Origin of the sequence: Colwellia sp. RE-S-Sl-9 (genome assembly GCF_048296855.1) — a bacterium.
GTDB lineage: Bacteria > Pseudomonadota > Gammaproteobacteria > Enterobacterales > Alteromonadaceae > Pseudocolwellia.
The window spans coordinates 4152495-4176968 of the sequence record NZ_CP182631.1; the positions used below are offsets into that span (position 1 = coordinate 4152495).

Annotated in this window: 20 protein-coding genes; 10 read left to right on the forward strand and 10 right to left on the reverse strand. The window is 35.5% G+C overall.

All coding sequences use genetic code 11. From position 1 onward, the window contains the following. Positions 1–33: 33 nt before the first annotated feature. Positions 34–507 (reverse strand): DUF721 domain-containing protein, encoded by a 474-nt coding sequence (locus tag ACM9HF_RS18035; RefSeq protein WP_473612596.1) that lies wholly within the window; start codon positions 505–507, stop codon positions 34–36. 78 nt (positions 508–585) lie between these two features. Here ACM9HF_RS18035 and ACM9HF_RS18040 point away from each other — a divergent pair, with 78 nt between their 5' ends. The 3 genes from ACM9HF_RS18040 to mutT all read left to right on the forward strand — a co-directional run bounded on the left by ACM9HF_RS18040 (position 586) and on the right by mutT (position 4706). Next, positions 586–1443 (forward strand): M23 family metallopeptidase, encoded by an 858-nt coding sequence (locus tag ACM9HF_RS18040; RefSeq protein ID WP_473612601.1) that lies wholly within the window; start codon positions 586–588, stop codon positions 1441–1443. Positions 1444–1540: 97 nt separating this feature from the next. Next, positions 1541–4222, forward strand: a complete 2682-nt coding sequence (secA, locus tag ACM9HF_RS18045) for a preprotein translocase subunit SecA (RefSeq protein WP_473612603.1) — start codon at positions 1541–1543, stop codon at positions 4220–4222. Positions 4223–4304: 82 nt separating this feature from the next. Further along, positions 4305–4706 (forward strand): 8-oxo-dGTP diphosphatase MutT, encoded by a 402-nt coding sequence (gene mutT, locus ACM9HF_RS18050; protein ID WP_473612607.1) that lies wholly within the window; start codon positions 4305–4307, stop codon positions 4704–4706. Positions 4707–4739: 33 nt separating this feature from the next. Here mutT and yacG read toward each other — a convergent pair whose 3' ends face one another. From yacG to ACM9HF_RS18095, 9 genes are all read right to left on the reverse strand, one after another. Beyond that, positions 4740–4976, reverse strand: a complete 237-nt coding sequence (yacG, locus tag ACM9HF_RS18055; RefSeq protein ID WP_473612610.1) for a DNA gyrase inhibitor YacG — start codon at positions 4974–4976, stop codon at positions 4740–4742. Between the two features lie 56 nt (positions 4977–5032). Further along, on the reverse strand, positions 5033–5779 hold the full coding sequence (zapD, locus tag ACM9HF_RS18060; protein ID WP_473612615.1) for a cell division protein ZapD: 747 nt from the start codon (positions 5777–5779) through the stop codon (positions 5033–5035). A 152-nt stretch (positions 5780–5931) separates the two neighbouring features. Next, positions 5932–6540, reverse strand: a complete 609-nt coding sequence (gene coaE / locus ACM9HF_RS18065) for a dephospho-CoA kinase (protein WP_473612619.1) — start codon at positions 6538–6540, stop codon at positions 5932–5934. Between the two features lie 33 nt (positions 6541–6573). Further along, positions 6574–7479, reverse strand: a complete 906-nt coding sequence (locus ACM9HF_RS18070) for a prepilin peptidase (protein ID WP_473612623.1) — start codon at positions 7477–7479, stop codon at positions 6574–6576. Between the two features lie 119 nt (positions 7480–7598). Beyond that, on the reverse strand, positions 7599–8849 hold the full coding sequence (locus ACM9HF_RS18075) for a type II secretion system F family protein (RefSeq protein WP_473612627.1): 1251 nt from the start codon (positions 8847–8849) through the stop codon (positions 7599–7601). Between the two features lie 66 nt (positions 8850–8915). Then, a complete protein-coding gene (pilB, locus tag ACM9HF_RS18080; protein WP_473618334.1) occupies positions 8916–10547 on the reverse strand; it encodes a type IV-A pilus assembly ATPase PilB in 1632 nt (543 codons plus the stop codon). A 215-nt stretch (positions 10548–10762) separates the two neighbouring features. Further along, positions 10763–11209, reverse strand: a complete 447-nt coding sequence (locus ACM9HF_RS18085) for a pilin (protein ID WP_473612630.1) — start codon at positions 11207–11209, stop codon at positions 10763–10765. A 308-nt stretch (positions 11210–11517) separates the two neighbouring features. Then, positions 11518–12495, reverse strand: a complete 978-nt coding sequence (gene nadC / locus ACM9HF_RS18090; protein WP_473612634.1) for a carboxylating nicotinate-nucleotide diphosphorylase — start codon at positions 12493–12495, stop codon at positions 11518–11520. Continuing rightward, positions 12496–13017 (reverse strand): retropepsin-like aspartic protease family protein, encoded by a 522-nt coding sequence (locus ACM9HF_RS18095; protein ID WP_473612638.1) that lies wholly within the window; start codon positions 13015–13017, stop codon positions 12496–12498. A 47-nt stretch (positions 13018–13064) separates the two neighbouring features. Between ACM9HF_RS18095 and ampD the strand changes: the two genes are divergently transcribed. The 7 genes from ampD to ACM9HF_RS18130 all read left to right on the forward strand — a co-directional run bounded on the left by ampD (position 13065) and on the right by ACM9HF_RS18130 (position 24468). After that, positions 13065–13697, forward strand: a complete 633-nt coding sequence (gene ampD / locus ACM9HF_RS18100; protein WP_473612642.1) for a 1,6-anhydro-N-acetylmuramyl-L-alanine amidase AmpD — start codon at positions 13065–13067, stop codon at positions 13695–13697. Between the two features lie 54 nt (positions 13698–13751). Further along, a complete protein-coding gene (gene ampE / locus ACM9HF_RS18105; RefSeq protein ID WP_473612646.1) occupies positions 13752–14588 on the forward strand; it encodes a beta-lactamase regulator AmpE in 837 nt (278 codons plus the stop codon). A gap of 318 nt (positions 14589–14906) precedes the next feature. Beyond that, positions 14907–15680 carry a pyruvate dehydrogenase complex transcriptional repressor PdhR gene (gene pdhR / locus ACM9HF_RS18110; RefSeq protein WP_473612650.1) on the forward strand — a complete coding sequence of 258 codons (774 nt, stop codon included), beginning with the start codon at positions 14907–14909 and terminating at the stop codon, positions 15678–15680. Between the two features lie 139 nt (positions 15681–15819). After that, positions 15820–18504 carry a pyruvate dehydrogenase (acetyl-transferring), homodimeric type gene (gene aceE, locus ACM9HF_RS18115; RefSeq protein ID WP_473612654.1) on the forward strand — a complete coding sequence of 895 codons (2685 nt, stop codon included), beginning with the start codon at positions 15820–15822 and terminating at the stop codon, positions 18502–18504. 26 nt (positions 18505–18530) lie between these two features. After that, positions 18531–20459 (forward strand): pyruvate dehydrogenase complex dihydrolipoyllysine-residue acetyltransferase, encoded by a 1929-nt coding sequence (gene aceF, locus ACM9HF_RS18120; protein ID WP_473612658.1) that lies wholly within the window; start codon positions 18531–18533, stop codon positions 20457–20459. Between the two features lie 209 nt (positions 20460–20668). After that, the gene (gene lpdA, locus ACM9HF_RS18125; protein WP_473612662.1) at positions 20669–22102 is read left to right on the forward strand and encodes a dihydrolipoyl dehydrogenase; all 1434 of its coding nucleotides are present in this window, start codon (positions 20669–20671) and stop codon (positions 22100–22102) included. Positions 22103–22209: 107 nt separating this feature from the next. Continuing rightward, positions 22210–24468, forward strand: coding sequence for a leucine-rich repeat domain-containing protein (locus ACM9HF_RS18130; protein ID WP_473612665.1), 2259 nt, complete (start codon positions 22210–22212; stop codon positions 24466–24468). The last annotated feature ends 6 nt before the right edge of the window (positions 24469–24474 follow it).

Below are 24474 nucleotides of genomic sequence, written 5' to 3' on the forward strand. Positions count from 1 at the left end.
AGGTCAATTCATTATTGCGTTTGTTATAAAGTGTTACTTTTTTACGTGTTGGGCGAGTTTTTCTAGTTTTTCTTTTAGTCCTTTAGGTGCATTTTGGGCAATGCTACGCAATTCAGAGGCTGTTTTTTCTGAGATTGTAGATGATGTTATAACTGTTTTTTTATTCGCTTGAGGATGTGTTGGCCTTAAAATATTACGATTGGGTGATACTTTAATTTCAATTTGAGAATACTTACCTTGGGTTGCTTCAACGAGCTTTTGGTTTATTTTCATTCGTTCAAATTGAAGTCTTTGACCCCAAACGGAAGAATTAACGTTAATAACAACACTTTTATTACTAAAATTTGCGATATGCCACACCTCTTGTGGAAGGTCAGGGCAAGTTTGTCGTACAATATCTGTTAATATAGTTAAAGAGTTGGTTTTTTCAGTGATGTATGCCAAAGTGCCTCTGTTTGAATTAATCAGCGACGACATATCAGATGGGCTTTTTGATTTTCGAGCCATTTGAAAAACCTAAATAGAGATAAACCAAGAACAATGAGTTTAACACTACTATACCGTGGAAAAAATGTAAGTTTTCTAATGAAGCTAAAAAAGCTTCATTGGGTATCATTGCTTATTGTGTTTTTTTTAATATCAGGGGGAATAATTCACCTTATTTTTTCGGGTAATGCTATTCCAGAACAACCACTTTATAGTATGGCAAGTGAGCTAGAAACTCCTCACAACATACAACACACTAACCCACAGCAGCTTACTGCTTTAACTATGAAGTTAGCCGAGCTACAAAGCCAAGTATTACGTATTAATGCATTAGGTGAACGCTTAGCTGAAGCGTCAAATATTCCTGAAAAAGAGTTTAACTTTAATGAGCTTCCACCCAGCGGTGGTCCGTCTATCGAATATGAAGATATCACAGCAAAGTCTATAGCAGAATTATCAAAAGACATTTCATCTTTAGAAGATTTAATGCTTTATGAAGAAAAACAACTTAATATGCTTGAATCTTTAATGTTGGGTCACCATATTGAAAGTATGAGCTATTTATCTGGTCGGCCAATTAGAAAAGGGTGGCTTTCATCTTATTTCGGCACCAGAAAAGATCCATTTAATGGGCGACCTGCAATGCATAAAGGTGTAGACTTTGCGGGTAAAGAAAATGCAGATATTATAGCTACTGCCGCAGGCGTAGTTAGCTGGGCTGGAGAGCGCAGTGGATATGGTCATTTGATCGAATTAGATCATGGACAAGGTATGAAGACACGTTATGGTCATAATAAAGTGTTATTAGTGTCAGCAGGGGATGTAGTAACGAAAGGACAAGTGATAGCTCGAATGGGAAGTACGGGTCGTTCAACAGGGCCACATGTGCATTACGAAATATTACGTAATAACCAGCAAATAAATCCAATCAAGTTTATTTACAGAAAAGCTAAATAATAGCTCTAAGTTCTACATATTATTGAGTATATAGTTAGTAGTTTACTAATTATATTAATTTTAGGCGGAAGATTTCTTCCATAAGTGGTTTAACAAGATGTTTGTAAAGTTAATAACAAAGCTGTTTGGTAGTCGTAATGATCGATTATTAAAACAAATGAGAAAAGAAGTAGCGAAAATTAATGCATTAGAGCCGGCAATTGAAGCATTAACCGATGAAGAATTAAAAAATAAAACAGCTGAGTTTAAAGAACGTCTTGCTAATGAAGAAACCTTAGATAGCCTTTTACCAGAAGCTTTTGCTGTTGTTCGTGAAGCCAGTAAACGTGTTTTTGGTATGCGCCATTTTGACGTTCAAATGATCGGTGGTATGGTGCTTAATCAAGGTAAGATTGCCGAGATGAGAACAGGTGAGGGTAAAACCTTAACTGCAACACTACCTACTTATTTAAATGCGCTTACAGGAAAAGGCGTTCACGTAATTACTGTAAACGACTATCTTGCAAGTCGTGATGCTGATTGGAGTCGACCTTTATTTGAATTTTTAGGGATGACAGTTGGTTGTAACATTCCAGGTTTAATGCCTCAAGAAAAACAAGCGGCATACCAATCAGATGTTACTTACGGTACAAACAACGAATTTGGTTTTGATTATCTTCGCGATAACATGGCTTTTTCACCAGAAGAACGTGCTCAAAAGCCGTTACATTTTGCTATTATCGATGAAGTTGATTCCATCCTTATTGATGAAGCACGAACTCCCCTTATTATTTCTGGTCAAGCGGAAGATAATGCCGAGTTATATAAAATTATCAATACTGTAGTGCCTACCCTAGAGCAACAAGCAGAAGAAGATAAAGAAAACGAAGCAAGTACTGGCGATTTCACTATTGATGAAAAAGCTAAGCAAATTTATTTAACAGAACGTGGTCAAATACGTATTGAAGAAATTATGCAAGAAAAAGGGTTGATCCAAGAAGGTGACTCTTTATTCTCTGCAAGTAATATTACTTTGTTGCATCATGTAATGGCTGCACTTCGTGCTCATAAACTTTTCCAAAAAGATGTAGATTACATTGTTAAAGAAGGCGAAATTGTTATTGTTGACGAACATACAGGTCGTACAATGGAAGGTCGTCGTTGGTCAGAAGGTTTACATCAAGCGGTAGAAGCTAAAGAAGGTGTAGACATTCAAAATGAAAACCAAACATTAGCATCAATTACTTTCCAAAATTTCTTTAGATTATATGACAAGCTATCGGGTATGACAGGTACAGCTGATACCGAAGCTTTTGAATTTAATCATATCTATGGTCTTGAAACCGTTATTATTCCAACGAATCAGCCAATGATACGTGATGATCGTTCAGATTTAATTTATCTAACAGCAGAAGAAAAATTTGAAGCTATTTTAGAAGATATTAAAGGTTGTGTAGAACGAGGACAACCTGTACTTGTTGGTACTATTAGTATCGAAACCTCAGAGTTTTTATCAAATTTTCTTAAAAAAGCAAAAATAAAACACAAAGTTCTAAATGCTAAATTTCACGAACAAGAAGCAGAAATTGTTGCGGATGCAGGCAAAATTGGCGCAGTAACTATTGCAACTAACATGGCTGGTCGCGGTACTGATATTGTTTTAGGTGGTAACTTAAATGCCATTATTGCAAAACTAAATAATCCATCAGAAGAAGCTATTGCTAAAGCTAAAGCTGAGTGGCAAGAACAACACGAAAAAGTGTTAGCTATAGGTGGTTTACATATTATAGCAACAGAACGTCATGAATCTCGTCGTATTGATAATCAATTACGTGGTCGTGCAGGTCGTCAGGGTGATGCTGGTTCAACGCGCTTCTATCTATCAATGGAAGATGGCTTAATGCGTATTTTTGCCTCTGAGCGAATTGGTAACATGATGCGTAAGTTAGGTATGGAACATGGCGAAGCCATAGAACATCCTTGGGTTACAAAAAGTATTGAAAATGCTCAACGTAAAGTTGAAGGCAGAAACTTTGATATGCGTAAGCAGCTGTTAGAGTTTGATGATGTCGCTAACGATCAACGTAAAGTTATTTACGAACAACGTAATGAACTGATGGACGAAGCTGAAATTTCTGACGTTATTAGCGCTATTCGTGCCGATGTTGTTAATGGATTAATTGATCAGCATATACCACCACAATCCTTAGAAGAAATGTGGGATGTGGAAGGCTTAGAAGAACGTTTGAAAGGTGACTTAGCACTTGAATTGCCTATTGCACAATGGCTTAAAGAGGATAGTAAATTACACGAAGAAACCTTACGTGAAAAAATACTAGAAACTGCAAATACCGTTTATGCAGAAAAAGAAGCGGTTGTTGGCAGCGATGTTATTCGTCAATTTGAAAAAGCCGTTATGCTGCAAAGCTTAGATTCACATTGGAAAGAGCATTTAGCTGCAATGGATCATTTACGTCAAGGCATTCATTTACGTGGTTATGCACAAAAGAACCCTAAACAAGAATATAAGCGTGAATCGTTTGAGCTATTTTCAGAGCTTTTAGAGAACTTAAAATATGATGTAATAGGTATTTTAAGTAAAGTTAAAATTCAAGCTGAATCTGATGTTGAAGCGGTAGAAGAACAACACCGTAAAGCAGAAGAAACACCTAAAGAATTTACTCACGAATCTTCTAGTTCAGCTACTGAACCTCAAGAAACAAGACGAGTAGGTAGAAATGAAGCTTGTCCTTGTGGATCCGGTAAAAAATATAAACAATGTCACGGTAAATTAACTTAAGCATTGTATATAACATAAACTTAAAGCCAGTCAATAGACTGGCTTTTTTATAATATTTTTTAATTCCAAAAGAAGAATAAAAATGAAGAAAATTGTAGAAGTTGCTGTTGGTGTTATCAAACGTAATGAGCTTTATTTTATGACAAAACGTTTAGAGCACGTACACCAAGGTGGTAAATGGGAATTCCCTGGTGGGAAAGTTGAAACCAATGAATTACCAGAATATGCATTAAATCGAGAGCTTAAAGAAGAGGTCAATATTGATGTGCTCAGTAGTTGCCCATTAATCACCATCAATCATGATTATGGCGATAAGGCTGTGTCGTTAATTGTTTATCTTGTTGAAGACTTTTCAAATGAGCCTAAAGCATTAGAAGGGCAACAAGAGGGATGGTTTACTTTTGAAGAATTACTTAGTTTAGATTTACCTGAAGCAAATAAAGGGATTTTAGATGCGTTAAAAAGTATAGATCAATCTAAATAATGATAATTCTATAAGTGGTTAATTAACTTAGTATTACTCAGGTTCGACAAAAAATTTGTTATGTTGTAAAAACTCATCTTCTAAAGCATCTAACATTTCTTCAGTGATTTCTTGGTTAGGATCAATGTTTTGAGCTATTTTATGGCCTTCATCAGCCCATTCACCTAAATCAATGAGTTGACAACGTTTACTACAAAATGGTCTGTATGTGCTTTCTGGCTGCCAAATTACATCATCTTTACAGGTAGGGCATGAAACTTTAAGGGGCATAAGGAAACTCTTTAAATAAATAACTTGAGTATTATAAAATTAAATAACGCTAAGTGCTAACACTTTGCTAACTCAAAGTTCGTTGGTTGATTTAAATAGCGTCTGCCCATTTCATTACAGGGCACCACAAAACGAATGGAATACCTGAATTTGTTACCGCTTACCGTGGGATAAAAATTGGCGTTATTAGGTGTTTTTATTCTAAGAAGAAGTATATTTTCACCATTGTCTTGATAAAAACCATTATCTGTTTTTATGCATTCAAATTCACCTCTTAATCGGATGAATTTTAAAATAAGACACAAACTGTGAGTTATTGACGAAAATAAGTTGATCCACGAATTCATTTCTTCAAAAAGTAGCGATTCGTCACGACTAAGCCAAAAGTGTAATTGAGGCAAATCAAAAACACAGGTTCCGCCTTGCATAGCAAATCTTTGTTTAAGTCCCGTCAGAAATTTAATTTCTCTATAATCTAACCATTGTTGTTTAGTTTTTTTTAATTCACACAGTAAAGCAATTGTTTGTTTTAGATTATCTTCTAAAAGAGAGGTATCAATATCAGGTGCTTGCGACCAAACAACTAAATTTTGCTCAAGCTTTTCCAGTTCTTTAATGAGATCACCACGTATATCATTTCTTTCAAGCGTATCTATTATTGAAAATAGTGCATTGAAATAAGTAATATGTGAAGAACTTATATTACTAGATGAGCTCATATTTAAATGCTTGAACAATTGCTCAAGTTTTAAATAATTGCGAATACGCTCGTTTAATGGGTGTTCAAATAATACAAATGACATAACAATTAACTAGGCCTTAGAATGTCACCATCTTAGCGCTGCAAAGTTAAAATGGCTAATGTATTTCATAAAATCTTACACTTTACTGTGTTAATTGGTGCTTACGATGAAGAAAGTTATTATTTCGAGTTTAATCTATTAATACTATTGCTTTACTGTAACTTTGCTAAGTTTAAATAAGAGTTATGCAGGTGTTTAACTTGTAGGTGAACTGAGTTTAAATCAGTATTGGAATTATCAATTATATCGTCAGCCAGCTCTAGTCTTTCATTACGAGAAATTTGGCTGGCTATAATTTTTTCAATTGTAATTTTATTGCTATTATCGCGTTTTATGGTTCTTTCTATTTGTGTTGATTCATTCACATCAATAACCAAAGTACGATTTACGTATTGAGTGAGTTTGTTCTCTAATAATAAGGGAGCTACTAAAATACAGTATTCACCTTTAGTTTCTGTAATCTTAGTTAATATAGATTCACGAATAAGAGGGTGTAATAAACTATTAAGCCATTGTTTATCATTTTCAGAGCTAAAGATCTTATGGCGTAATTTTGTTCTGTCTAAAGAGCCGTCAGGTAATATGAAGTCGACACCAAAATACTCCTTTATTTTTGCTAACGCAGGTGTATTAGGTTCTACTACTTCACGTGCTATTATGTCTGCATCAATTAGTTCAACACCTAACTCATTAAACATATTAGCGATAGTGGTTTTTCCGCTACCTATACCGCCCGTTAAGCCAACAACAAATTTTTTCATAGTTTAAATCTTTATATATTGGAAAATATTTACCTATACAAGCCTACTTAAATACCAGCCCCAAATACTATTTCCCCATATCATGGTAATCCAGCCTGCAATGGCTAAATAGGGGCCAAACGGGATAGCTTGTTCGCGTTGATGGTTTTTAAATACCATTAAACTAATGCCGATAATAGCGCCAACAGCTGAAGCCATTAATATCAATAAAGGAAGTAATTGCCAGCCGAGCCAAGCACCAAATAAAGCCACTAGTTTAAAATCGCCATAACCCATACCTTCCTTACCTGTTAATAGTTTAAACAGCCAAAATACACAGTATAGACTCATATAACCGGCAACAGCACCAAGCACAGCATCCTGTAATGGCACAATTGCACCATTGATATTTACGAGTATACCTAACCAGAGAAAAGGTAGGGTAATTTGATCAGGTAGTAACATGTGATCAAAATCTATCATGGTTAAACAAATTAACGCATAAGTTAATAAAATAATGAATAATGCGGTACTGGTAACGCCATAATGAACAGCGATAACCGTACCTAAAAATGCAGTTACCAACTCAATAATGGGATATCGAGCAGATATTTTATTTTTACATTGGCTACACTTTCCCTTTAAAAGTAACCAACTTATTACGGGAATATTCTCGTAAAAACGAATTAAATGACCACAGTTAGGGCAGGTTGAATTGGGCTTAGACAGCGTTATTTCTTCTATCGCTGTTTCTTTTGTATCTGACTTATTTTCTTTTGTTTTAGGTAACTCATCTGCTAAAAATTCTCGACACTCTTTATACCATCCTTGCTCCATGATTTTAGGCAAACGATAGATAACCACATTGAGGAAGCTACCAATTAACAATGAAAATAAAGCAACAACCGCATAAAAAATCATTAAGTTATTTTCAAAAGCAAAAATTAAATCCGTAAACATTAATAACCTCAAATTAAAAATATTGTTCTAAAGTATTCTTCTAAAAAATTAAGCCATTCAAAAGAATGGCTTAAAATAAAAATTATGGGTATATGTAAGTTATTGCTAATAATTTAAAATTAAACAACCATACCTATTTGGAAAATAGGCAAGTACATCGCAATAATTAAGCCACCAATAACCACACCTAATACAGCCATAATCATAGGCTCTAATAATGCGGTTAAGTTATCTACTGCATCATCCACTTCACGTTCATATACAGTGGCTACTTTCGATAGCATATCATCAACAGCGCCAGACTCTTCGCCAATCGCCACCATTTGAATAACTAAATCAGGGAATATACTACAGTTACGCATGGCTAAATTCATTTGCATACCTGAAGTAACTTCAGAACGAATATCTAAAATTGCATCACGAAACACTGCATTACCTGAAGCTCCAGCTGCTGATTGAAGCGCGTCTGGTAAAGGCACACCTGCAGCAAAAGTAGTCGATAAAGTACGTGCATAACGGGCAACAGCGGCTTTTTTTAACATGTCACCTATTACAGGTAGTTTAAGTATTTTTTTATCAACACTATCTCTTAACTTTTGACTGTTTCTATGGGCACGTTTAAATAAGAAACCCGCTAAAAATAAAGCCCCCAAGCCAATGTACCAATAGGCTTGCATAAATTCTGATATACCAACAACAAATAAGGTAAAGGCAGGTAACTCAGCCCCGAAACTTGCAAAAATTTCCTGAAACACTGGTACAACAAAAATAAGTAAAATTGATGTAACAACTGCCGCTATTACTAAAACAGCAATAGGATAGGTCATGGCCTTTTTAATTTTAGCTTTTAAAATTTCAGCTTTTTCTTTGTAAGTTGCTATGCGATCGTAAATAGCTTCTAACGCACCTGATTGTTCACCTGAATTAACTAAATCACAATATAAACCATCAAAATATAATGGGTGTTCGCGTAAACAATCAGATAAGGGTAAACCTGATTGTAATTTGTTGCCAATATCCGCTAAAAGTTTTTGCATTTTTGCATTGCTATGGCCAGTACCGATCATTTCAATGGTTTGAACTAAAGGTACGCCTGCACCTAACATAGTGGCAATTTGTCGGGTTATAGCAGCAATATCTCCTTGCGTAATAGCTTTTTCACCACTCATGCCAAACAAAGGCTTAGGTTTTTTCTTAACTCTACCAGGAGTAATACCTTGTTTGCGTAATTGAGCTTTTAATGCCATTAAACTGGGGGCGGATAATTCGCCAGATATTTTTTTCCCTTTGCGATTAACTCCTTGCCAAATAAATACATCTAAGGCTTTTGGGGTAACCATTTTAGCTTGTTTGGTGTTTGATACTGCCATGTAAAATTACCTAATTATTTTTATGTTAAAACTGTTTTTATATTTGTTATTTATTCTATTGCTTTTTTAAGAGCTTGTGACTCGATTTATTTCTTCTAAACTGGTTATGCCATTCATGGCTTTTACTAAGCCTGACTGCCGTAGGTTATTAAAGCCTTCTTTTTGACATTGCTCTGCCACTTCTAAAGAGTTGCCACCTTCCATAATAATAGTTGCAATACTTTCTGTGATTTTAATGACTTCATATATGCCAACTCGGCCTTTATAACCACCTGTACAATGCTCACACCCTACAGCTTTGTATATTTTTACCTTAGGGAGTTGATCGGGTAAAAAACCTTGTTGTAGTAGTTCATTTTCTGGTATACGTTCTTCTACTTTACATTGTGTACATAATCGTCGAGCTAATCGTTGGGCAATAATAATACTGACAGAACTGGCAACGTTATAGGCAGGAACGCCCATGTTTAATAAACGGTTTAATGTTTCTGCAGCTGAGTTGGTATGTAATGTTGATAATACCAAATGCCCTGTTTGTGCTGCTTTTATTGCAATTTCAGCCGTCTCTAAATCACGGATCTCGCCCACCATAACAATATCGGGATCTTGACGTAAAAAAGATCGTAAAGCTCCAGGAAAGGTTAAGCCCGCTCTAACGTTAATTTGTACTTGGTTAATACCTTCTAAATTTATCTCTACTGGATCTTCTGCTGTGGAAATATTACGCTCTGGGGTATTCAATATATTTAAGCCGGTATAAAGAGAAACTGTTTTACCTGAACCGGTAGGCCCTGTAACTAAAATCATACCTTGTGGTTGGCCCAGCGCATCCATATATATTTTCTTTTGCTCATCTTCATAGCCGAGCATTTCAATGCCTAACATAGCGCTTGAAGAGTCTAAAATACGCATTACTATTTTTTCTCCCCACATAGTAGGAAGAGTACTTACACGGAAATCGATAGACTTTTTCTTAGATAAGGCTATTTTGATACGGCCATCTTGTGGTACTCGACGCTCAGCAATATCTAATTTCGACATAACTTTTAAGCGTGCAGCCATACGAGACGCGAGTTTAATACTAGGGCGAGAAACTTCTGACAAAATACCATCAATACGAAAACGAATTCTGTAAGACTTTTCGTAAGGTTCAAAATGTAAATCTGAAGCGCCTTTTTTAATCGCATCTAATAATATTTTATTAATATAAACAACGATAGGCGCATCTTCTTTATCGTTGGTTACAGGTGCATCTTCGGCATCATCTTGCACGTCCATATTAGCTAGTTCTTCAGCATCAATGTCTGATATATCTAAGCTGTCGCTTTCATCTTCTAAAACTTTATCTATACATTCATGTAAGGTGATTTCGTCTGTTAAAACAAGCTCTGTGGTATAACCCGTATTAAATTGAATTTCTTCTAAAGCATCTAAGTTAGTGGGGTCAGACATCGCAATAAATAATACTTTACCACGTAAAAATAAAGGCAAAGCATTGTGTTTTTTGATGAGGTTTTCATTACGTACACCTTCTGGAACTAAAGTAGTGTCAAAGGTTTTAAGGTCTATTAAAGGGTAACCAAAGGTACGAGAAAGTATACTGGCTATACTTTTAGCGTCGTATTGCTTATCTTCAACTAGAAAACGAATAAAAGGTTTATTTTGTTTTTCAAAATCAGTGTTAATACTTTCAACCATATTAGGAGGAACAATATCGAATTTTGATAATGCGGAAAGTAAACTGGATTGTTTATGACTACCTTTCATATGCCTTTATGTACATCAATGAGTAATATACTGAGTGTACTTATTTTTGATGTAGAAAACAAAGGATAGGTTTGAATTTAATAGTGAAATATATTAAAGATATAAAAAAAGCTCCGGAGAGGAGCTTTAAGTTTATAAATTATATATTAGCAAAGACCCTGTGCTAAACAAGTAGATGTTGATTTAACTGCCCAAGTAGTACCGCCAGCTGCTGTTATAGTAGCTTCTAATTGATAATCTGCAGTAGTACCTAAGTTTGTAGTAATAGTTATTACACCATCAGTCATGGTAGCAGCAGTAACATATTGTCCTGAAAGTGCTCCAGGATCATCAGCTGCAGGAATACCATTAGTGCCTGCATCTAAGTCAGCTACAGCAGTAATTCCTTTTGTTTGAACCGCCAAGTCAGCAGCACCTTTATAGATAGATGTTGCTAATACCGCCTCAGAGAACTTAGCCCTATCTGAGTAAGTTTTATAAGCAGGCAATGCAACTGCTGCCAAAATACCGATAATCGCTACAACGATCATCAATTCAATAAGAGTAAAACCCTTTGCTTTGTTTACGTTATTAATTTTATTTAAAGTTTTCATAGTAAAAGTTTCCATTTATTTTACGGGGTTGTTGAGCATATACTGCGACAAATTTTTACAGATGTAAAACATTCTTATTCATTTTTTTGCATTTTTTTTGTTTTTTGTTTTAATTTAGCAATTTTTTTACATTTTTTTAAAAAAGCTACTTTAATTTAACAACTTATCTCGGTAATTTATGCTAAATACAATTATATTGTATACAAGAATTCTTGTTTTTTGTTTAATAATTAAACAAAACTGTATCTGAATGTTACTTTTGTTTGTTTTTATCTCTTACTTAATTCAATAATAGTCAGTGAATACAATTATGAAAATCGCATTGATAAATCTATTGCATTAACTTGTTTAGTGAGTGCTCCTACCGAGATGAAGTCGATTCCTGATTTTGCGTAATCAGTCAGTGTGCTAAGTGTCATGTTGCCTGATACTTCTAATAGTGTTCTTTTTGCTTCCCTTTTAGTTTTCGGCGTTTCTATTCCTGAAGTGTTTAATACTGAGTTTTTCGCTGCTTGGTTACGTAATACAACAGCTTCTTCAATCATGGCATGGCTGAAGTTGTCTAACATAATAATATCGGCTTGTGCGGCTAGTGCTTGATTTAACTCGTTTATTGATTCTACTTCTACTTCTACCTTTTTATCAGGGTGGTTTTGCTGTGCTCTATTAATTGCTTGAGTGATCCCGCCACAAGCCGCTACGTGGTTTTCTTTTATTAAGAAGGCATCGAATAAACCAATACGATGGTTGTAGCCACCACCACAAGTAACCGCATATTTTTGAGCATTACGTAATCCAGGTATAGTTTTACGTGTATCTAATAATTTAGTACTGGTATTTTTTAATGCTTTTACGTATTCACTTGTGATAGTTGCTGTACCTGATAGGGTTTGTACAAAGTTTAAAGCGGTACGTTCACCTGTTAATAATGTACGAGCATAACCTGATAACTCAAATAAGGTGGTATTGGCTGATACGTGTTGTCCGTCATTTACAAACCATGTAATTGTCGTAGGTATAAATGTTAGGTTTGACTGGCTTTTAGCTAATTGTTGAGAAACAAGAGCATCTAATTGTTTAAAGACTTCGTTTACCCATGCAACACCACAAAATATACATTCTTCTCGTGTGATCACAGTCGCATGTGCTGTATCAGTTTCTGGAATTAATTCAGCGGTAATGTCTGTGCCATTATTTAAGTCTTCTTTAAGAGCAAAGGCGATCGTTTCTTTAATGTCGTTTAGAAGTTGTGGGGTTATGTTTGTTGATAATTGAGATGCTTGCATTTATTTTTGTTCTCGTAATATTAGTGTTTTGCCACTTTGATGAAGTTCTAGCTGTTTTAATGCGCTCATGCCTAAAAGGATTTCATCACTGTTAAATGAAGGGTTAATATTAGCTTCTACATTATATAAGCTAATATCACCAATATTTAACTCGTTAATTTTTGAACGGTACACTTGCGTATTACCATTAGCCGTAGATACTTGATAGCTATTATAACGTGGTAAGTTTAATTTTTCTGCTATATGTTCAGGAATAGAGACGTCAGTTGCTCCCGTATCAAGTAAAAAAATAACAGATTGTTGATTTATTTTACCTACTGTTAAGTAATGTCCTTGTTTATTTCTTTTAAGATGAACTTCGTTTAAGCCATTATCTAATAAATAACTGTCGGGTGAACTATTCGGATTTTGTTGCTTTTCGAGTATTTCTTGAAATAAAAACACAAGTAAACCAATGGCTATTACCCATGCAATCCAACCAAAATATTTTCCTATTTTGTTTGTTGTATCTTCTTCAGTCATAATACTCAATATTGTTTTAGTATATTTTACATAGAGACAGATATTGTATGACTAATGATTCGGTTAGCCAATTAAATGAAGGATCTTTTCTTAATAAAAGAGATAAAAAGATTATTATAGATAATGGATGGTTTAACCGTGAGGTTAATGGTATCAATCATTTTCCTTCTCCACACTTTACTCCGAGAGAAGATAACTGTGCTGTAAGCTTGTTGGTAGTGCATAATATTTCTTTACCGCCTAATCAGTTTGGTGGAGATTACATAACGGATTTTTTTCTTGGTAAATTAGATAAAAATGCTCATCCTTATTTTGAAACTATTTATGAAATGAAAGTTTCTGCTCATTGTTTAATTAAAAGAGACGGGAGTTTAGTACAATACGTTTCTTTTTTAGATAAGGCATGGCATGCAGGAATTTCTTCTTATAAAGGAAGAGAAAAGTGTAATGACTATTCTATTGGAATTGAGCTAGAAGGTGCAGATGATATTATTTATACTGAGCAACAATATCAAACACTAGCATTAGCGTGTTTTTCAATTCAACAAGAATACCCTGAAATTAATGATAATATAGCTGGGCACAATCAAATAGCACCAGACAGAAAAACAGATCCAGGCGAAGCATTTAATTGGAAGCATTTTTTTCGTTGTTTAAAAGTGTATAGTGATGCCAATTAATCCCCATTCTATTTAAATTATAAAAATAGTTAATTAACAAAAAAGGTTGATTGTATGAGTTTAATCAGTTTATTAATTGCGTTGTTGTCTGAACGCTACTTATCAAACAAGTGGTGGCAATTTAATACCTATTATAAGCGCTACAGCAAACTTGCTTTAAATGAAACAGGGGCTGATTCAAAAGATAAGTCTCCCATTGCTTTATTGTTGTTTTTATTGGTACCTACTGTGCTTTGTTATATAGCATTAGATCAATTGAATAATGATTTTTTATATTTAATCGCTTCAACCGCTATTTTAATTATTTGTTTTGGTTGTTTAGATACTCGTTCTATATATAAGCGTTATTTGGTGGCTGCTTTTCGTGGTGAAACAACAACGTGTGATCTTATTCATAAAGAGTTACTACAAAATAAACAGTTACCAGAAATGGGCTTTGGACAAGCTTTGGTTTGGCTAAATTATCGATACTTTATAGCCATAATGCTCTTTTTTGTTATTTTTGGAGCACCAGGCGCTTTGTTCTATCGACTATTAACGAGCATAAATGAGCGTTGCGTTACCGTAAATGATGAGCAAGAAGAACCCAACGTGTGTGTATCTAATCAATTACTTTTTATTATTGATTGGCTACCCGTAAGAATAATCGCCTTAGGTTATATGTTAGTAGGGCACTTTTCTAAAGCGATACCTATATGGTTAGGAAATTTGTTTGATCTTAAAATGCCATCGTATGAAGTATTAGTTTCAGTAGCTCAAAAATCTGAAGACTTTATGGTTGATTCTCAAGATTGTACAGCTGAGCCTTGTACTTTAGTGAGGCTAGCCAAAAGAACCTTGTTATTATGTTTAGCTTTTATTTCTATTTTAATATTAACGGGAGTGCTTTAGTGGTTGTTGTTTTATTACATTTGCTATCCATCCTTGATAATTAAAGCAGAATAAAATATCTATTAAGTTTATAAAGCTTATAGATACTTATGCTTCATAAGTTGTTGTTATATTTATTTTTGTTTAATAAAGTTGATTGATTTTAAACAAGCGTTTTAAGTTTTGACTCTAAAGTTTTCCTTGGAAAATGAGATAAATTAAACTATGTTACGTTTACAAAACTTCAAGGTTTTGTTATTTTTACAACAAAATTCTATTGGTAATACCAATTTACCAAGCTTGATTTGAAGTTTGTTTAGGTTGTAGGGGTAATGAAAAATGTCGTTTGGCAGCGTAAAAAAAGCAGTTAAGCAGCCGAAGTTATCAGATGTTATTCAAGAGCAATTGGAAACAATGATCCTTGAAGGAAGTTTACAGCCTGGTGAGAAGTTGTTACCTGAACGTGAACTCGCTAAGCAATTTGATGTATCGCGTCCTTCATTAAGAGAGGCGATACAAAAGCTAGAGGCAAAAAAATTAGTTACAAGAAAACAAGGGGGCGGAACCTTTGTTAGTCATACTATTTTGTCTGGCTTGTCAGACCCATTGTTTGAGCTAATGTCACAAAGTAATGAGTCGCAATTTGATTTGTTAGAGTTTAGGCATGGTATAGAGGGAATGGCTGCATATTATGCTGCAATGCGTGGAACACAAGCTGATTTTGATGAAATTCAAAGAAAGCATGACAATATTGGCAATATTCAGCTAGAAGATAGTTACTATCTTGAAGCTAACGCAGTATTTGATTTTTATATGGCAATTTGTGCAGCTTCTCATAATGCAATTATTTTGCATTTAGCTAGAAGCATGAGAGCTTTGCTGGTTGATAATATAGAACAGAATTTAACAATGATGGCTAAGCGGCCAGATGTTTTTTCTCAGATAACGGATTACCGAAAAAACTTGTTAGAGGCTATTATGAGTGGAAAGCCCCAACGTGCTTGGGGAGCTAGTCATAGCCATTTAGCGTTTATTGAAGAAGTTTTATTGAAACTGACACAGGAAAATAGTCGGGTTGAACGTTCAATGAGACGAATGCAACGCAAAATATAGATGTAACATCTATACATTATTATTAAAGGTTAACTACCTTTAATTGTTTAGGTAATTTTTAAGTAAATTTTAATATTTAACTTTAATCCCAAAGCCACATTATAAAGTGGCTTTAATAACATTTGGAGACAAAGTAATTATGTCTGAGCTCCCGAAAATTGATATTGATTCGTCAGAAACGCAAGAATGGTTAGAATCAATGGAGTCTGTTTTAGAAAATGAAGGGCCAGAGCGTGCTCATTTTCTATTAGAAAAATTAATTGATAGTGCACGCCGTAGCGGTACACATTTACCATTTGATGCTAAAACAGCATACGTAAACACTATTCCTCCAGGCCAAGAGCCTCATATGCCTGCAGACCAAACCATTGAGTCGCGTATTCGTGCAGCAATTCGTTGGAATGCTTTAGTACTGGTATTACGTGCTTCAAAGAAAGATTTAGACTTAGGTGGTCATATCGGTAGTTTTGCTTCTTCAGCAACACTTTACGATGTAGGTTTTAACCACTTTTTTAAAGCCGCTTCAGAAAAAGACGGTGGCGATTTTATTTTTGCTCAAGGTCATATTTCTCCAGGTATATACAGCCGTGCATTTTTAGAAGGTCGTTTAACTGAGAAACAAATGAATAACTTCCGTCAAGAATGTGATGGCGAAGGTTTATCATCTTACCCTCATCCTCATTTGATGAAAGATTTCTGGCAGTTCCCTACAGTTTCTATGGGCTTAGGTCCATTACAAGCTATCTATACTGCACGTTTCTTAAAATATCTTACTGATCGTGGAATTAAAGATTGTTCAGGCCAACGTGTTTATTGTTACTTAGGTGACGGTGAAACTGATGAGCCAGAATCATTAGGTGCTATTGGTTTAGCGTCTCGTGAAGGTTTAGATAACTTATGTTTCGTTATCAACTGTAATTTACAGCGTTTAGACGGACCAGTACGCGGTAACGGAAAAATCATTCAAGAACTTGAAGGTACATTCCGTGGCGCAGGTTGGGAAGTTGTTAAAGTTATTTGGGGTTCATACTGGGATGCATTAATCGCCCGTGATACTTCAGGTAAACTTTTACAATTGATGAGTGAAACAGTAGATGGTGAATACCAAAACTGTAAAGCGAAAGGTGGTAAGTACACTCGCGAAAACTTCTTCAATAAATACCCAGAAACAGCAGCATTAGTAGCTAATATGTCTGATGCTGATATTTACCGCTTAAACCGTGGTGGACATGATCCTGTTAAAGTTTACGCAGCTTACAAAAAAGCAATGGAAACTAAAGGTCGTCCCACTGTTATTCTTGCTAAAACTGTTAAAGGTTTTGGTTTAGGTGCATCAGGTGAAGCGCAAAACGTTGCACATAACGTTAAGAAAATGGATGTTGAATCTATTAAGAGATATCGCGATCGTTTCAATATGCCTATCGCTGATGATCAAATTGAAGATTTACCATTCTACAAATTCCCAGAAGATAGCCCTGAATACTTGTACATGAAAGCGCGTCGTGAAGCCTTAGGTGGTTCATTACCTGCACGTCGTGAACAAGCTGAAGAACAATTAGAAATGCCTGGATTGAAAATATTCGACGCTATTTTAAAAGGTTCTGGTGAACGTGAAGTTTCATCAACAATGACGTTTGTTCGCGTATTAAATGCTGTTTTAAAAGATAAGAAGATTGGTAAGCGCGTTGTTCCAATTATACCTGATGAAGCACGTACTTTCGGTATGGAAGGTTTATTCCGCCAAGTGGGTATTTACGCAAATGAAGGACAAAAATATGTTCCTCAAGATGCTGATCAAGTTGCTTATTACCGTGAAGACAAGAAAGGCCAAGTATTACAAGAAGGTATCAACGAACTAGGTGCTATGGCATCTTGGGTTGCTTCTGGTACGTCTTACTCTACTTGTAACGCGACAACTATTCCGTTTTATATCTACTACTCAATGTTTGGTTTCCAACGTGTTGGTGATTTAGCATGGGCAGCTGGCGATAGCCAAGCACGTGGTTTCTTATTAGGTGCTACTGCTGGTCGTACAACCCTTAACGGTGAAGGTCTACAGCATCAAGATGGACATTCACATGTTCAAGCTAACTTGATTCCTAACTGTGTTACTTACGATCCAACATACGGTTATGAAGTTGCTGTTATTGTTCAAGACGGTTTACGTCGCATGTATGGTGAAAACGAGAATGTTTTCTACTACATGACATTAATGAATGAAAACTATCAACATCCAGCAATGCCTGAAGGTGCTGAGGGCGAGCAAGTTGCAAAAGATATCATTAAAGGTATTTATAAATTAGAAACCGTTGCTGCTAAAAAATCTGCCGCAAACGTTCAATTATTAGGTTCGGGTACTATTTTATTACAAGTGCGTGAAGCTGCTCAAATTCTTGCTAAAGACTATAACGTTTCGAGTGATGTGTATTCAGTGACATCTTTCAACGAATTAGCTCGTGAAGGTCAAGAAGTTACACGTTGGAATATGCTTAACCCTGAAGCAGTACAAAAAACTGCTCACATTGGTACTGTAATCACTAAAGCCGCAGGTCCTGCTATTGCTGCAACCGATTATGTTAAATCATATTCAGATCAAATTCGTGCCTTTATCGATACAGATTACCGCTGTTTAGGTACTGATGGTTTTGGTCGTTCAGACAGCCGTGCTAACTTACGTACTCACTTTGAAGTGAATGCTGGTTATGTTGTTGTTGCTTCATTATATGAATTAGCTAACCGTGGTGAAGTTGAGAAGAGTGTTGTTACTGAAGCGATTAAACGCTTTAACATTAACACAGATAAACTTAACCCACTTTACGCTTAATTTAGACTAGAGAAGGAATCAAAGATATGTCTGATATTCAAAAAATTCTAGTCCCTGATGTTGGTGGCGAAGAAGTTGAAATTATCGAGATTTGTGTTGCTGTTGGCGACACATTAGAAGCTGATGAAGGTATTGTAACGGTTGAAACTGATAAAGCTTCAATGGATATTCCAGCACCTTTTGCTGGAGTACTATCAAGTCTTTCAGTATCAGTTGGCGACAAAATTAAAGAAGGCGATGTAATTGGTGAATTAAAAGCGTCAGGTGCAGAGGCTTCGGCTGAAGCTCCTGTTGCTTCAAGCGCAAGTGAAGTTATTGATGTAGCCGTACCTGATATTGGTGAAGATGGTGAAGTTGATGTTATTGACGTACTTGTCGCTGTTGGCGATGTAATTGAAGCTGAAGATGGTTTAATTACTTTAGAAACTGATAAAGCAACAATGGACGTACCGTCAACACATGCGGGTACAGTTAAAGAAGTTTACATTTCCAATGGCGACAAAGTTAAACAAGGTACGCTTGTTATTAAACTAGAAACTTCTGGTGGTTCTGTTGTTGCTGAAACTGCACCTGTAGCTGAAGCAGCGCCTGTTGCATCGGCTCCAGTAGCACAAGCTGCTGCACCGGTTGCCACTGAAAGCGCAATTATTGATATTGTTGTGCCAGATATTGGTGAAGATGGTGAAGTAGACATTATTGATGTACTTGTTGCTGTTGGGGATGAAATCAATGAAGAAGATGGCTTAATTACATTAGAAACAGATAAAGCAACAATGGACGTACCTTCATCACATGCAGGTACGGTTAAAGAAGTTTTAGTTGCTGTTGGCGGTAAGGTTAAAAAAGGCTCTTTAGTTATCAAGCTAGAAACTAGCAGTGGAGCACCAATTGCTTCAGCTGAAGCCTCACCAGCTGAAGCTCCTGCAGTAACAAGTGCTGTAGTTCAAGCGCCTGTTGAAGCTCCTGCTGCTACTAAGTCAGCACCTGTTCCACATCATCCTCAAGCTGGCACATATAAAGCGACAGGGGCAATTTATACGTCACCTTCAATTCGCCGTGTTGCTCGTGAATTTGGTGTTGATTTAACATTAGTTAAAGGGACTGGTCGTAAAGGGCGCATTCTTAAAGAAGATGTTCAATCGTATGTTAAATATGAATTGTCTCGTCCTAAAGCGAATGCTGGTAGCTCTGTTGCAAGTGGTGAAGGTGGTTTACAAGTTGTTAGTGCTAAAACTATTGATTTCTCTAAATTTGGTGAAATTGAAACAAAAGCCTTAACACGTATTCAGAAAATTTCTGGACCATTCTTACATCGTAACTGGGTAACCATTCCGCATGTTACTCAATTTGATGAAGCTGATATTACAAATGTTGAAGCATTCCGCAAAGAACAAAATGTTGTTTGTGAAAAGCAAAAGCTTGGTTTTAAAATTACACCACTTGTGTTTATTTTAAAAGCGGCAGCAGATGCTTTACGTGCCTACCCAACATTTAACTCTAGCTTAAGTGAAGATGGCGAAAGCTTAATTCTTAAGAAATACATCCACATTGGTGTTGCTGTAGATACGCCAAACGGATTGGTAGTTCCTGTTGTTCGTGATGTTGATAAAAAAGGTATTTACGAATTATCTCGTGAGCTTTTAGAAATCAGTGTTAAAGCACGTGAAGGTAAACTTAAAGCAGCAGACATGCAGGGCGGTTGTTTTACTATTTCTAGTTTAGGTGGTATTGGCGGTACAGCATTTACTCCAATTGTTAATGCACCAGAAGTCGCTATTTTAGGTGTTTCTAAATCAGAAATGAAACCTAAGTGGAACGGAAAAGACTTTGAGCCTAAGTTAATGTTGCCATTGTCTATGTCTTATGACCATCGCGTAATTGACGGTGCTCTTGCTGCAAGATTCACTGTGCATTTAGCAGGTGTAATGTCAGACATTAGAAAGCTTGTTTTATAAGTAATACACTCTATTGTTGATTTGGTTCGGCAACATAACTTAACAGTAATACCCACTGAAAGTTTTTATGTTGCCGACATTATCAGTATAAAAGATAGAGATTTTGGTCAAGTTTAAGTAGACTTCTTGCCAGAATAATAAAAAACATTCTTGATTGTGCTTGTTTATTAATTAGCACAATGAATATTCATACGTAAATTGAGGTTAGCATGAGCAACGAAATTAAAACTCAAGTAGTAGTTTTAGGAGCAGGCCCTGGTGGTTATTCAGCAGCATTCCGCGCTGCCGATTTAGGTTTAGATGTAGTATTAGTTGAAAGTCGTGAAACACTTGGCGGTGTTTGTTTGAATGTTGGTTGTATTCCATCAAAAGCATTATTACACGTAGCTAAAGTTATTGATGATGCTGCAGCAATGGCATCTCACGGTGTAACTTTTGGCAAACCAGAAATTGATTTAGATAAAATTCGCGGTTGGAAAGAAAGCGTAATCGGCCAATTAACAGGTGGTTTAGGCGGAATGGCTAAAGCACGTAAAGTAAATACTGTTTACGGTTACGGTAAATTTACAAGTGATAAAACTATCGCTGTTGAAGGCTCTGACGGCAAAGTAACAACAATTACATTCGACAATGCAATTATTGCTGCGGGTTCTTCAGTGGTTGACTTACCTTTTATACCGACAGAAGATCCTCGTGTTATCGATTCTACAGGCGCTTTAGAACTTAAAGATGTGCCAGAAGAGTTGTTAGTATTAGGTGGTGGTATTATCGGTTTAGAAATGGGTACAGTATATAAAGCGTTAGGTTCTAACGTTTCTGTAGTTGAATTTGCAGACCAACTTGTACCTGCTGCTGATAAAGACATCGTTAAAATTTACACTAACTACAACAAAGCTAAATTCAACATTATGTTGTCTACTAAAGTTGTTGCAGTTGATGCGAAAGACGATGGCTTATATGTAACATTTGAAGGTAAGAACGCTCCTGAAGGTCAGGTTCGTTACGACAAAATTTTAGTTGCTGTTGGCCGTAAGCCAAATGGCCACTTAGTTGATGCTGATAAAGCTGGTGTAAATGTTGATGAGCGTGGTTTTATCAATGTAACTAACGAATTACGTACTAACGTAAATCACATCTTCGCAATTGGTGACGTAGTTGGTCAACCTATGCTTGCTCACAAAGCTGTTCATGAAGCACATTGTGCAGCTGAAGTTATATCAGGTAAAAAACACACGTTCGAACCTCGTTGTATCCCTTCAATCGCTTATACTGACCCAGAAATGGCTTGGGTTGGCGTTACTGAGCGTGAAGCTAAAGAACAAGGTTTAAACATTGAAGTGGCTAACTTTCCTTGGGCCGCTTCTGGTCGTGCAATAGCTTCTGCACGTACTGAAGGTAAAACTAAGATGATCTTTGAAAAAGAAACAGGTCGTGTTCTTGGTGGTGCTATTGTAGGTATTAACGCTGGCGAAATGCTAGGTGAAGTTTGTTTAGCGGTTGAAATGGGCGCTGATGCTGAAGATGTTGGTTTAACTATTCATGCTCACCCAACGTTAAACGAATCAATTGGTTTAGCGGCTGAAATCTTTGAAGGTTCAATCACAGATTTACCTAATGCAAAAGCTGTAAAGAAAAAGAAATAATTACTCTTAATTAATAACTTTTTTAAATTAAAGCCCACTATTATGTGGGCTTTATTATTATCTAACCCCCTACTATTTATAAATCACTTTAAAAGGAATTTAAACAAATGCTGCTGATAGAAAAGTTTCCTCGTCTATATTTTATTTTTTTGTTCTCAATATTTATCACTGCATGTGGTGGTGGTTCAACGCCAGTATCAACGGCTCCTCCAATATCACCTATTACGCCAGAGCTTTCAGTAGATCCCATACCTGTACTGGCAGACGAGCGTTTGAATACCTGTATTACTGAAACAGCTAAGAATGAAGGATGGACATCTGTTGATCAAGTAAAGCATTTAAATTGTTCTGGCAGGCAGATCGCTTCGTTAATGGGTATTGGAAATTTGTATAATTTAGAAACTTTTATTATTGGTTCTGGTTATAATCAGCTGAATGGCTATAAAGAAAAATGGAGTGTTGATTTAACTGAGCGCCCACAAAGATTACCAAATATTAATGATACAAATAGTAAGTACATAATCGATTTATCGCCATTAACCTCACTACCTAAACTCAGTCACTTTGAGTTACTGTACAATGGTGATGATAATAAAGTTTATGATTATTCACCTATAAGTCAATTAACCAAGTTAAATACTTTAGTTTTAGATGGTGTTTTGGTCTATATAGATAATGATGATTATAGTGACGTGGTGAATGTAGATTTAAGCAAACTAGTAAACCTCAAAAATCTAGTATTTAAGCCGAGTAATATATACTCCTTCGACACTCCTACCACATATAGTAATTTACCTGATTCACTTGAGTTTTTTAAGACTAGGGGCTTGTCTGAACGTTTTCAGCCACCTGATACATTAAAACACTTAGTATTAACAGAAGGAAATAATGACGCGGGATATAATCTATCTACTATCATAGATTATTCTTTAAAATCCTTTGAAATAAACTTATGGGATATTCCACAAACCAATGTAGATGATATTAGAGCTTTTATATCTAAGCAAACGGGATTACAGCGATTAATCTTGCAAGGTGTTTATTGGAATTTAGGGGATGATTTAGAAGAGCTGACTAACCTTGAATCACTTGATCTAAGAGATGTATCCAGTGATACACTAGATTTTAGTGCATTAAATACGTTAACTTCATTATATATTGAGCCAATTTCTTCATCAGAGCAGGAAAGAGTAGTAAAGTTACCTAAACAATCAATGAATATTATTCATTTGGTGATAAGTGGATTTGACCATGAGATGGGATTTGATAGCTATGATTTTTCACTTTATTCAAGTATTGAAGAACTTAGGATTGATTCAACCCCTGCTTTAGTTGAAGAACTCGTATTACCCCAATCAAATAAATTAAAATCTTTAAAAATAACCAACATAAAAATTAAAAGTGGGGTTATTCCTAACTACCCTGTACTAGAACATTTAAGCTTGAATTTAAATTCATTTATCTATCCAGATGAAGAAATAACTTTACCTCAGGCTAATAATTTAATTTCGTTGTTTATCAATGGTGCAAAGATTAAAGATGGTTATGTACCGAATTACCCAAAACTTGAGTCTTTATCGCTTTATAGTGATTCGGATACATTGTCTTTTGAAAACTTAGCTTTTCTAGAAAATATGCACAATTTAAAAGGGCTAGGAATTTCAGTAAATGGCGACATTGATGAACAATACTTTTCTCCAATCGCTAATTTAGGCGAATTAAAAGAGCTTAGCCTTGAATACATAGATAACGCACCAGTAGATACTTTTAATTTTTTGAGTGAATTAACTCGTTTAGAATACTTAAACTTTAACGCTGTAGACATTAACTCTTTAACACCGCTTGCAAATTTAACATCTTTAACAAACCTGACCATTAATGATGGTTCAAAAATGCTAGCATATGCACGATATATTCGTTCTGGTAGCCCTCAAGGAAATGTTAGTGATTTATCACCGCTGGCAGGGTTAATCAATTTAAAAGTTTTAAATTTAATAAATAATCAAATTAGTGATTTAACACCGCTAGTTGGTTTAACTAACTTAGTTCATCTTGGTTTATCACAAAATGAAATTAGTGATTTAACCCCGTTAACAGAATTAACTAACTTATCTCTACTTTGGTTAGCAAGTAATTCGATTTCCGATTTTTCAGTACTGGCTGATTTGGATTCTTTAGAAATACTTTATTTGCCAGATAATCAAATTAGTCAACTAGGAGGAATTATAAAAAACTTTACCGCTAATCCAAAAGTTTATCTGGAAAATAACCCTATTGAAGGTTGCTCTGAAAAATCTCTTGTAATGCTTTTACCGTACTTAGGCTGGAATATTGATAGGTTACAAAGAGACTGTCCGATAGAATAATTACAT